We start from the raw sequence: 11,982 nt of genomic DNA, 5'->3' as shown, positions 1-11,982 counted from the left end.
CTCCTGGTTTTGCGGGCGCCGTTCGGTCAGTGCGCGTGCGGCAGATTCATCGATTCAAGCGATTCAGTGATTTCGGTCGGGGCCGCGGGATCCGCTGCGGCGGCGACCGGGTGGCGAAGGGCGAAAAAAAACCGCCGGGTTCGCCGGCGGTTTTTTCGGGAATTTCGGTTGCGCTTCACGCGCCATCAACCCTCTCGATCCGCCAGCGGTCTGAGATGCCAAAAAAAGTAAAAATAAAACTTGGCGGACATGACGGAGATTCGGTTCGTCAAAAAAGTTGATTCGGAATTTATACCCGGTCGCCGCGTCGCTGGCAACCGGGGGTGCTCAAAAATGCGGAGAATCCGCGCGCTTTTGTCAAAATGCGCGGATTGTCTGCGCCGCGATGCGGTTATGCCGTACCGCCGACCGTCATCTTGTCGATCCGCAGGGTCGGCTGGCCGACGCCCACCGGCACGCTCTGGCCTTCCTTGCCGCACACGCCGACGCCCGAGTCGAGCGACATGTCGTTGCCGATCATGCTCACGTACTTCAGCGATTCCGGGCCGCTGCCGATCAGCGTCGCGCCCTTCACCGGGTAGGTGATCTTGCCGTTCTCGATCATGTACGCCTCGGACGCCGAGAACACGAACTTGCCGTTCGTGATGTCGACCTGGCCGCCGCCGAAGTTCACCGCGTACAGGCCGTTCTTCACCGACGCGATGATTTCCTTCGGATCCTTGTCGCCGTTCAGCATGTACGTGTTGGTCATGCGCGGCATCGGCAGCGCCGCGTACGACTCGCGCCGCGCGTTGCCGGTGACGGGCATCTTCATCAGGCGCGCGTTCAGCGTGTCCTGGATGTAGCCCTTCAGGATGCCGTCCTCGATCAGCGTCGTGCACTGCGTCGGGTTGCCTTCGTCGTCGATGTTCAGCGAGCCGCGGCGGTTCGGCAGCGTGCCGTCGTCGACCACCGTCACGCCCTTCGCGGCGACCTGCTCGCCGATCCGGCCGGCGAACGCCGACGAACCCTTGCGGTTGAAGTCGCCCTCGAGGCCGTGGCCGATCGCCTCGTGCAGCAGCACGCCCGGCCAGCCCGGCCCCAGCACGACGGTCATCGCGCCGGCCGGCGCGGGGCGCGCGTCGAGGTTGACGAGCGCCGCGTGCACGGCGTCGTCGACGTAGCGCGACAGCACGTCGTCGGTGAAGTAGCCGTAGTCGAAGCGGCCGCCGCCGCCCCCGGAGCCGATCTCGCGGCGGCCGTTCTGTTCGGCGATCACCGTGACCGACACGCGCACCAGCGGGCGGATGTCGGCCGCGAGCGCGCCGTCGCTGCGCGCGACCAGCACGACGTCGTATTCGCCGGCGAGGCCCGCCATCACCTGCGTGACGCGCGGGTCGCGCCCGCGCGCCATCTGCTCGATGCGCTCGAGCAGCTTGACCTTCGCGGTCGCGTCGAGCGACGCGAGCGGATCGGACGGCAGGTACAGGTCGCGGCCCGAGATGCCCTTCAGGGAAGTGGCCGCCTTGATCTTCTGGCGGCCGCCGCCGGCCGCCGCGATCGCCTTGGTGGCCGCGGCCGCCTGCGCGATCGCTTCCGGCGACAGGTCGTCCGAGTACGCGAACGCGGTGCGGTCGCCCGCGACCGCGCGCACGCCGACGCCCTGGTCGATGCTGAAACTGCCCGACTTCACGATGCCTTCCTCGAGGCTCCACGCTTCGCTGCGGGTCGCCTGGAAGTACAGGTCGGCGTAGTCGACGCGATGCGTGAAGATGTCGGCGATCGTGCGCGTGAGCAGGCTCTCGTCGAGGCCGTACGGCGTGAGGAGGATGTCCTTCGCCAGCGCAAGATTGCGGATGCCGGGTTCGATGATGTTCATGCGGGTATCGAGGGTTCTCAAAAAGTTGTCGGGTGCGTTCTGGGCAGATGGGTTGGCCGGGCAGCGTTTCAAGCGCCGGGCGGTTCAGCGGTTCAGGCCAGCACGCGATGCCGCCACGCGGGCAGGCTCTGGCGCACGTCGGCGATGCGCTGCGGATCGAGCGCGCCGGTCACGACGCTCGCGCCTTCGTCGCGGACCGCGACGATCTCGCCCCACGGGTCGATCAGCATGCTGTGGCCCCAGGTGCGCCGGCCGTTCTCGTGCTTGCCGCCTTGCGCGGCCGCGAGCACGTAGCACTGGTTCTCCACGGCCCGCGCGCGCAGCAGCATTTCCCAGTGCGCGCGGCCCGTCGTATACGTAAACGCCGACGGCACGACGATCAGCGCGCAGTCGCCCATCCTGCGATACAGCTCCGGAAAGCGCAGATCGTAACAGACCGACAGGCCGACCCGCCCGAACGGCGCGTCGAACGCGACGACCGTGTCGCCCGCGCGGATCGTGCGCGCCTCGTCGAACGATTCGTCGCCTTTCTCGAAGTTGAACAGGTGGATCTTGTCGTAGCGGGCGGCTTCCTGGCCGTTCGGGTCGAACACGAGCGTCGTGTTCAGCACGCGATCGGGCTCCGGCGCCTTCAGCGGCAGCGTGCCGCCGATCACCCAGATGCCGTGACGGTGCGCGGCCTCCGACAGGAAGCGCTGGATCGGGCCGTCACGGTAGGGTTCGGCGAGCGCGAGCTTGTCGGTGTCGCGATGGCCCATGAAGCAGAAATACTCGGGCAGCAGGACGAGCTGCGCGCCGTCGCCGGCCGCTTCCGCGATCAGGCGGCCGGCTTCGGCGAGATTGCGTGCGACGTCCGGCGTGCTCACCATCTGCAGCGCGGCGACCCGAAAGGGCGTGGCGGAACGGGTGTGATCGGTCATCGCTGGATCGGTTGCGTCATAAATGGGGTGCGGCCCGGCACCGTGCGCGCGTCAGTGGCTCGCCGCATCGGCCGGACCGTGATTCATCTTACCCTGATCGCCTCGCACCCGCTCGATGTGCGGATGGGCCCACGAGCCCGTGATCGCGTAGTCGAGCGCGAACGCGTGCGACAGCGTCTCCGACAGTGCGTAGTTCGCGGCCAGCACGCCGACACCCAGCAGCGGATTGATGATCGCGGCCGCGATTGCCGCCGTGCCGGCGCCGATCTTCGGCGCGACGTGCGCGTGCAGGTCCTGCGTCTCGGCGCCGAGGTCGACCGCGCCGCGCACCGTCACGTTCGCCGGTGCCGTCGTCATCGAGAAGTCGTCGGTGCGCGCGATCCCGTTCGAGATCCGGCTGGTGCCCGTGATCTTGTCGAACGGCAGCCCCTTGCCGATCACGTCGCGGAAATTCAGCGTCAGGAAGCGCGCGAGGCTCTGCAGGCTCAGCACGCCGAGCAGTTTCGCGGCACCCGGATCGACCTTCAGGATCTGGCCGTGTTCCAGGTCGAGCGCGACCTGGCCGCCGAGCGACGGCAGATCGACCGCGGTCGGGCCGCCGCGCCAGCCGACCTTGCCGGTCACGGTGCCGTGGCCGTTTGCAAGCGTGCGCGGCAGGCCGACGAGGTCGAGCAGCGCGCCCGCGTTGCCGACGTCGAGCTTGAAGTCGAACACGCTGCGGCGCGGCGCATCGTTTTCGTCGACGCCGCGGGCCAGCGCGCGGCGCGACGTGCGCCAGTTGCCGGTCGCCGTCAGCTTCGCGGCCGGGTTCGCCAGTTCGAACTTGTCGAGCTGCCATACCGGCACGCCGTCTTCCTCGAGGTTGCGCGCGTTGACGACGAGCCTGCCGATGTCGTGATCGCGCGCGACGACCTGGTCGACGATCAGGTCGACCGACGGCATCGGCCGGTCGGTCGGCGTCGGCAGGTTCATCGCGCGGCCGACGAGGTCGTGCTGCGCGCTCTGCGGGATCACGAGCTTCGCGAGCCGCGCGTTCAGCACGCCCGCACCGTTGTGGCCGCCGCCCGGCGCCCACGACAGGTAGCCCGAGACCTGGTTCGACGCGATGTTCGCCTGCCACAGCTCGTCGACGTGCGACGCGCCGATGATCACGTTTTCCCAGTTGCGCTTGAGCAGCTTCAGCGTGCCGAAGTGGAGCGCGAAGCGCTTCGGCGTGAAGCTCGCGACGTCGACGCGCGGCGCGGCCTGCGGCTCCGGCGCGCGCGGCGTGTCGTGCTGCAGCGTGCGGGCGAGCGCGAGCCACGCGTCGGCGTCCAGTTCGTCGACGTCGACGGCGGCGCTCACGCCGTCCTGCGGCAGGTCGGGCATCCGGTGGATGCCCATCGCGCCGCGCACCGCGCGCAGCGGCTGGCCGGGCGTCGCGTCGAGCAGGTAGGTCGCGGACACGGGCCCGAGCGTCAGGTCGGCATGCTCGAGGCGCTTGCCGCCGGCCTGGGCGGCCGGCTGCAGCGTGAAGCGGAACGGCATCGGCGTGCCGGCCGGTTTCGCGAACGGCGCCGGGAAATTCAGCGCGACGCCCGTCAGGTCGGAATGCGCGGTGACCTCCGGCAGGCGGCCCGGCGCGCCGCGCACGGCGAGCTGGTACGGCGCGTCGCCGACCACGTGCTCGAGCAGCGCCGCGGCCGTGCCCCGCAGGTTCAGGCCGCGCGCGGCGTCGAGCGCGAGCTTGCCGTCGACGTCCACCGCGTACGGGCCGTGCGACTGGAAGTTGCCGTTCGCGCGCACCGGGCCACCGAGGAAGCGCCCCGACAGCTCGTGCAGCGACGCGCCGGCCTCGCTGAAGCGCACGCTGCCGCGCAGCGCGGACAGCGGCGGCACGCCGTCGGTCGACAGCGTGTTGCCGCCGAACGCGAGCGTGCCCTCGACGTGCGTATGCGGATGCGGAACGTGCTGCGGAATCGTGATCTTGAGCGCGAGCGCCGCGGGCCCCTGCGCATCGATCCGCTGGCCGATGTGCCCGCTCATCGCGCCGAGCGAGCTGTTGTCCGCGTAGTCGATCAGGTCCGCGAGCGGGCCTTGCGCATGGCCGTCGATGACGAGCGGCGACTTCGACGGATTGCCGAGATCGTCGATCCGGCCGGCGACCTTCGTCAGCGCGACGCGTTTGTAGTGCGCGCGCGCGATGTCGAAGCGCAGCTTGTTCTGCGCGAGCTCGAACACGCCGTCGATTCCGTCGAGTGCGGGCCAGACGCTCGGCGTGCCGTTCGCGAGCTTGCGCGGCGGGTACGGCGTCGGCTCGAAGCGCCCGCCGGTGAACGGCGCGACGATGTGGAACACGCCGGCGTCCGGCTCGTGTTCGAACGGGAATTTCTCGAGCGGGCCGCGCGCGACGATCGACGCCCCCTTGGTCACCTGGCCGTCCTGCAGCGCATGGCCGAGATAGTCGCGCAGGTGCTCGGACATCCCGGTCGGCAGGTAGCGCGGGATGCGCGCAACCGACGCGCGCGCGAAATCCGCGCGCAGGTCGAGCGAGCCGCGGCCGTGGCCGGGGTTCGTGTACGTGCCCGACACCGCGATTTCCGCATCGGGGTTCGCGACGAACAGGTCGGGCAACGTCACGTCGACGCGCGCGTGCTTCTCGCCCGGCGCCGGCGTGATCACCCATTTCGCGTTGCCGCGCAGCCGGTCGAAGGTCAGGCGCGGCTCGTCGAATTCGCCGGGTACCGTGACCGCCGCATTGACCGTGTCGAAGTGCGCGCTGCCGCCGGTTTCGCTCGCATCGATGTGGCCCCACAAATTCTCGACGCCCGGCCAGCCGGCGCGCGGGTGACCGCGCGGGGAAAGACCCGGCGGCGGCTCCTGCGCGGCGACGCTGATGCCCTGCAGATCGCCGAGGAAGCGGTAGCGGACGATCGGCGCGGCGCCCATGCGCCGCTCTTCGTCGGCCAGGTCGGCCCGCGCCGGCTTCGCGCGTTCGACCTCGATGTGATAGTTCGACACCATCCCGCGCGGGTCGAGCTTGATCAGCTCGTTGCGCAGCCGCGCAGGCAGCGGCAGCCCGCGGATGAACTCGCTGAGGATGCCGAGATCGACACGGTCGCCGACGACGCTGAGCAGCTGCCCCTGGTCGGCGGTCGGCACGCGGTAGCGGGCAGTCAGCGTCGACAGCGCGAGCGAACGGGCGAGCGGCGTGCCGTCCGGCAGCGGCGGCTGGCCGAGCTCCGCGTTGAAGCGCGTCAGGTGCAGCGTGTAGTCGTGGCCGGCGTCCAGCGCCATGTCCCAGCCGAACCCGACCGTCGGCACGTCGAGGCGCGGCTGGGTCGGCCGCACGCGCAGCACGACGTCGGCGCCCTGCAGGTCGCCGCCCGCGGAGCGCAGGTGGCCGTCCTGGAAGGTCGCCCAGATCGCGTTGTCGATCCGGCCCGCGTGGATCGTGAGCGGAATGTCGAGATAGCGGCCGAGCGTCTGCAGGTCGACCGGACCGGTCGACAGGTACGCGTCGCCGGTCCAGTTCGTCGGCTTGCCGATCGGCGCGAGCGGCTTGTGGCGGAAACGCGCGCGGAAATCGAGCGGGCCGAGCAGCAGCGTGCCGTTCGCGGGCGCCTGCAGCGCGGCCTTGTGCTCGCGGCCGTGGTTGAGCACCGCGAGGCGGATGCCGGACAGCGCGAGCTCCGGTGCGTCGTGCTGCGCGTCGCGCCAGCGCAGCGTGCCGTTGCGCAGCACGATCGCTTCCTGCTTCAGCAGCCACGTGCCGAACGTGTCGTTGCCGCCATGGGTGGTCGCGACGCCGACGCCCGCGACGCTCAGCGAGCCGTCGGCCGCGCGCGCGACGACGAGGTCGGGATGGTCGACGATCAGGCTCGACAGCGCGGGCGACAGCCGCAGCAGCGACATCCACGACAGCGCGGCCGTCGCGTGCGGGACCGACAGCGCGATCTGGCCGTCACGGCCGCGAATGGTGAGGTTGGCGACTTCGACGCCCGGCTGCATGCCGGACCAGTGCGGAGACAGCTTGCCGATCGAAAGCTGCGCGTGCAGCTTGTCGGACACCGCGCGCTCGATGCGCGGGCGGTATTCGTCGATGCGCGGCAGCAGCACGTAGCGCATCCCGAGGAACGCGCCGGACGCGACGAAGTACGTGCCGATCCCGACTGCCAGCGTCACCCTGAACACGCGACGCAGGACCGGATGATCGTGCTTCGGAGGTCCCGCTTCGGGCTCAGCTACGGCGGATTCCTGACGGTCGGACATGCGGCGGAAGGGCGGCGATATGGTAGTTTTGCAGACTGACGTTGAAATGTATCACACGGGTTCGTGCCGGCGGCCGTTGAGGCCGCACGGCACGGGCTTTCCTGCGCGCGGTTGTCGCGGCGGCGTACCCGCGTCGCGACACCGCGCCGAGTCCAAGGGGCCTGTCGGCAGCGGGGCGCGCACGCGTTGTCCCGCAGCGGGGCCTTACCGCCAGGCCCGCTTTTTCGATGACCGACGCTTCCGCCCTGATCAGCACGTCCTATTCCCGCTACATCGCCCGCGCGGCGGCCGCGCGTCCCGCGCTGTCCGGCCAGATCGCCGCGTGGGCCGCCGCGCCGCTCACGCGCGCGCAGCTCGACGCGCGTCTGACCGAACTGCTCGCCGCGCCGGCCGGCACGGCCGCGCCGGGCGACGAGCAGCTGAAGCGCGCGCTGCGGCAGTTGCGTATCGAGGTGTTCGGCGCGGTCGCGGAGCGCGACCTGCGCGGCGTCGCGAGCGTCGCCGAGGTGACGGGCGCGATGACCGATCTCGCCGAAGTGGCCGTGCAACGCTCGCTCGCGCTGCTGTCGGCCGAACTCGAGGCGATGTACGGCGAGCCGCGCGGCGCCGACGGCCAGCGCGTCGTGCTCGGCGTGGTCGGGATGGGCAAGCTCGGCGGCCGCGAGCTGAACGTGTCGTCGGACATCGACCTGATCTTCGTCTACGAGGACGACGGCGAAACGGCCGGCGGCACGCGCTCGCCGCTGTCCACCCAGGAATATTTCACGCGGCTCGGCCGGCGCCTGATCGGCGTGCTGTCCGAGGTCACGGCCGACGGCTACGTGTTTCGCGTCGACATGCGGCTGCGCCCGAACGGCGATTCGGGGCCGCTCGTCTGCAGTCTCGGGATGCTAGAGGAGTATTTCTACGTGCAGGGGCGCGAATGGGAGCGCTACGCGTGGATCAAGGGGCGGCTCGTATCCGAAGGTGACAGCGACGCGGCGCGGCGGCTGGCGGCGCAGCTCGAATCGATCGTCAAGCCGTTCGTATACCGCCGCTATCTCGACTTCGGCGTGATCGGCGCGATCCGTGCGCTGCACCAGCAGATTCGCCAGGAAGCCGCGCGCCGAGCGTCGATGCGGCCCGACAAGGCCGACGACATCAAGCTCGGGCGCGGCGGAATCCGCGAGATCGAATTCAGCGCGCAGGTGTTCCAGCTGATCCGCGGCGGCCAGGATGCGGAATTCCGCGTGCGGCCGACGCTCGCGGTGCTGCGCCATGCGCAGGCGCGCGGGCTGATCGGCGAGGACGTGCGCGAGCGCCTGACCGACGCCTACAACTTCCTGCGCACGCTCGAGCACCGGCTGCAGTACCGCGACGACGCGCAGACGCACGCGATGCCGGTCGATGCGGGCGAGCGGGCGGTGCTGGCCGCGTCGCTCGGCTTTGCCGACTATGCGGCGCTGATGACGGTGCTCGACGGTCACCGGACGTTCGTCGAGGCGCAGTTCGACCAGATCTTTGCCGACAAGGTGAACGGCGGCCCCTGCGCGGCGGGCGAGGACACGGCCGCGACGTGGATCTGGAGCGGGGCGCTCGCCGACGACGGCGAAGACGACGCGCTGCTCGCGCGCCTCGACGGCGTGGGCTTCACCGATCCGGCGGCCGTGCTCGCGCGGCTGCGCGCGATCTGGCAGTCGTCGCGCTACGCGGGCCTGCCGGAAAAGAGCCGGCAGCGTTTCGACAGCGTCGCGCAGCGCGCGCTCGAGGCCGCGCCGCGGATCGACGCCGCGCGCCGCGACGACACCATCGTGCGGCTGTTCGACCTGCTCGAGACGGTCAGCCGGCGCGGCGTCTATCTCGCGCTGCTGACCGAGTATCCGGCCGCGCTCGACCGCGTGCTGTCGGTGCTCGGCGCGACGCGCTGGGGCGGCGGCTACCTGATCCGCCATCCGCAGCTGCTCGACGAACTGCTCGACGACGAAGCGATCGCGAGCCCGTTCGACTGGCCTGCGTTCAAGGACGCATTGCGTGCGCGCCTCGCGGCCGCCGACGGCCCCGAGCAGCAGATGGACCTGCTGCGACACGCGCAGCACGCGGAGGTGTTCCGCATCCTGCTGATCGACCTGGCCGGCCAGCTGTCGGTCGAGCATGTGAGCGACCGCCTGTCGGAACTCGCCGACGCGGTGCTCGACGTGACGATCGAAGTCGTCTGGTCGCAGCTCGCGAAGCGCCACCGCGACGTGCCGAAGTTCGCGGTGATCGCGTACGGCAAGCTCGGCGGCAAGGAGCTCGGCTACGCATCGGATCTCGACCTGATCTTCCTGTACGACGACCCCGACGAGCGCTCGGCGGACGTCTACACGACGTTCACGCGCCGGCTGATCACGTGGCTCACGACCGCGACCGGCGCGGGCGCGCTGTTCGACATCGACCTGCGGCTGCGGCCGAACGGCGAGGCCGGGCTGCTCGTGACCGATCTCGACGCGTTCCGCCGCTACCAGTTGCGCGAGGGCGACGCGGCCAACACCGCGTGGGTGTGGGAACACCAGGCGCTGACGCGCGCCCGCTACAGCGCGGGCGATCCGCAGATCGGCACGGACTTCGAGGCGATCCGCCAGCAGGTGCTGACGACGCCGCGCGACGGGGCGGTGCTCGCGAAGGAAATCGTCGACATGCGCGGCAAGGTGTTCGCCGGCCACCCGAACCAGACCGAGCTGTTCGACCTGAAGCACGATCGCGGCGGGATGGTCGACATCGAGTTCATCGTCCAGTACTGGGTGCTGCTGCATGCGTCGAGCGATGCCGAGCTGATCCGCAACACCGGCAACATCGCACTGCTGCGCGAGGTCGCGCGATTCGGGCTGATGGGCGAGGACGAGGCCGAGCGCGTCGGCGCCGCGTATCGCAAGTACCGGAAGCTGCAGCACAAGCTGCGGCTCGACGGGATGGAGAAGGCGCGGGTCGATCCGGCGCTGGTGGCCGACGAGCGGGCGGCCGTGACGGCGTTGTGGGAGCGTGTGTTCGGCGCAGTCGAAACGGGAGTTTGAGTCGGACGTTTGAATTCGGCGTTCGCGGCAGGACGCTCGAATCCGCGGGGCAGGGCGGGCGCGCCCGGGCGGCGGCCGTCCATCGAAAAACTGCGCCGTGCGAGCGGTTCGACCGGTAGATCGGTCTGCCAGCTCGCCGTGCCGCTGCAGGCCTGTTCCGGGAAAAGCGACACGCCACGTGCCGAAAAACGTGGGGTTCGTCGGCGGTCCGGGACCGGCGCATGCGCCGATCTTCTGCATTCGGCCGACGAAGCCGGCGTCAGGCCGCCAGCATTTCCTTCGCGTGCTTGCGCGTGGTGGCGGTGATCTCGAGCCCGCCGAGCATCCGCGCGACTTCCTCGACCCGGCTCGCCTTGTCGAGCGGGACGACCGACGAGACGGTGCCGCCGCGCTCGTCGGCGCCTTTCGCGACCTGGAAGTGATGGTCGCCGCGTGCGGCGACCTGCGGCAGGTGCGTCACGCACAGCACCTGGCGGTCGCGCCCGAGCTGGTGCAGCAGGCGGCCGACCACCTCGGCGACGCCGCCGCCGATCCCCGTGTCGACTTCGTCGAAAATCAGCGTCGGCGTCGGGCTGGCGGCGCTAGCGATCACGGCCAGCGCGAGGCTGATCCGTGCGAGTTCGCCGCCCGACGCGACTTTCGCGAGCGGCCGCAGCGGCACGCCCGGGTGCCCGGCGACCCGGAATTCGACCTGTTCGAGCCCGTGCGGGCCGCCGTCGGCGAGCGGCACGAGCGCGACTTCGAAGCTGCCGCCCGCCATCGACAGTTCCTGCATGCCGGCCGTGACGGCCGTGCCGAGCGCCTTCGCGGCCTGCGCGCGGGCCGTCGACAGGTGTTTCGCGTCGGCGAGATAGGCTTCCCATGCCTTCGCCTGCGCGGCTTCGAGCGCGCCGAGATCGGCGGCCGCGTCGAGCGCGGCGAGCTGCGCGCGGCGTGCCGCATGTTCCTCGTGCAGCGTGTCGGGCGGCAGCCGGAACTTGCGGGCGGTCGAGTGCAGCGCGTCGAGGCGCGTTTCGACCTGCGCGAGCCGGGCCGGGTCGAGATCGAGGCGCTGCGCGTAGTGCGACAGCGAATAGACGGCTTCCTGCAGCTGGATTTCGGCCGGTTCGAGCGACGCGAGCGCGTCGCCGAGCCCCGTGTCGTAGTCGGCCAGGCTGCGCAGCTTCGACACGATCGCGCCGAGCTGCGGGAGCATCGCGTCGTCGGCCTCGGACAGCGCGTTGAGCGCGCCCTGCACGCCGGCGATCAGGTTCGCCGAATGCGACAGGCGCTTGTGCTCGCTGCCGACTTCGTCCCATTCGCCGGGTTGCGGTGCGAGCTTGTCGAGTTCGGCGAGCTGCCAGGCGAGCTTCTCGCGTTCGAGCTGCAGTTCGCGCTCATGCGCCTTCGCGGCGTCGATCGCCTGCGTTGCGTCGCGCCAGACGCGCCACGCGCGTGCGACGTTCGCGGCATCGGCCACGAGCCCCGCGTGCGTGTCGAACAGCTCGCGCTGCGCGTCGGGCCGCATCAGCAGCTGGTGCGCGTGCTGACCGTGGATGTCGACCAGCATCTCGCCGAGCTCGCGCAGCTGCGCGAGCGTCGCGCTGGTGCCGTTGATGAATGCACGCGAGCGGCCGTTCGCGTCGATCACGCGGCGCAGCATCACGGTGTCCTCGGCGTCGAACGCGTGTTCGTCGAGCCAGCGCGCGACGCGGTCGTGCGGCGTGAATTCGGCGGTGATGTCGGCGCGGCCGCAGCCGGCGCGCACGACGCTCGCGTCGGCGCGTTCGCCGAGCGCGAGGGCCAGCGCGTCGATCAGGATCGATTTGCCGGCGCCGGTTTCGCCGGAAAAGACGGTAAAGCCGCTGTCGAATTCGAGATCGAGCGCGGCGACGATGACGAAGTCGCGAATCGAGAGGTGGCGGAGCATGGTGTCGGGCGTGGG

At 70.3% G+C, this 11,982-nt stretch carries 6 protein-coding genes; 2 read left to right on the top strand and 4 right to left on the bottom strand.

The features are described 5' to 3' along the window. The first annotated feature begins 35 nt into the window (after nucleotides 1–35). Nucleotides 36–281: a hypothetical protein gene (locus tag PL79_RS36385; RefSeq protein WP_185725004.1), complete on the top strand. Its 246-nt coding sequence runs from the start codon at nucleotides 36–38 to the stop codon at nucleotides 279–281. A gap of 110 nt (nucleotides 282–391) precedes the next feature. On the opposite strand, the gene tldD is transcribed toward PL79_RS36385, so the two are convergent. The 3 genes from tldD to PL79_RS28905 all read right to left on the bottom strand — a co-directional run bounded on the left by tldD (nucleotide 392) and on the right by PL79_RS28905 (nucleotide 7,029). Further along, nucleotides 392–1,858, bottom strand: a complete 1,467-nt coding sequence (gene tldD / locus PL79_RS28915) for a metalloprotease TldD (protein ID WP_044844039.1) — start codon at nucleotides 1,856–1,858, stop codon at nucleotides 392–394. A 92-nt stretch (nucleotides 1,859–1,950) separates the two neighbouring features. Next, nucleotides 1,951–2,778, bottom strand: coding sequence for a carbon-nitrogen hydrolase family protein (locus PL79_RS28910; protein WP_044844040.1), 828 nt, complete (start codon nucleotides 2,776–2,778; stop codon nucleotides 1,951–1,953). A gap of 51 nt (nucleotides 2,779–2,829) precedes the next feature. Continuing rightward, nucleotides 2,830–7,029, bottom strand: a complete 4,200-nt coding sequence (locus PL79_RS28905) for a YhdP family protein (protein ID WP_044844041.1) — start codon at nucleotides 7,027–7,029, stop codon at nucleotides 2,830–2,832. Between the two features lie 227 nt (nucleotides 7,030–7,256). Here PL79_RS28905 and glnE point away from each other — a divergent pair, with 227 nt between their 5' ends. Continuing rightward, the gene (gene glnE, locus PL79_RS28900; RefSeq protein WP_044844042.1) at nucleotides 7,257–10,058 is read left to right on the top strand and encodes a bifunctional [glutamate--ammonia ligase]-adenylyl-L-tyrosine phosphorylase/[glutamate--ammonia-ligase] adenylyltransferase; all 2,802 of its coding nucleotides are present in this window, start codon (nucleotides 7,257–7,259) and stop codon (nucleotides 10,056–10,058) included. A gap of 259 nt (nucleotides 10,059–10,317) precedes the next feature. Here the strand turns inward: glnE and recN are convergent, their stop codons facing one another. Then, nucleotides 10,318–11,967, bottom strand: coding sequence for a DNA repair protein RecN (recN, locus tag PL79_RS28895; protein ID WP_044844043.1), 1,650 nt, complete (start codon nucleotides 11,965–11,967; stop codon nucleotides 10,318–10,320). Nucleotides 11,968–11,982: the final 15 nt, after the last annotated feature.

This window comes from Burkholderia sp. USMB20 (assembly GCF_000949135.2).
Taxonomy (GTDB): domain Bacteria; phylum Pseudomonadota; class Gammaproteobacteria; order Burkholderiales; family Burkholderiaceae; genus Burkholderia.
Note: the sequence above shows the minus strand (reverse complement) of the source record. Positions and strands in the feature narration are given on the sequence as shown.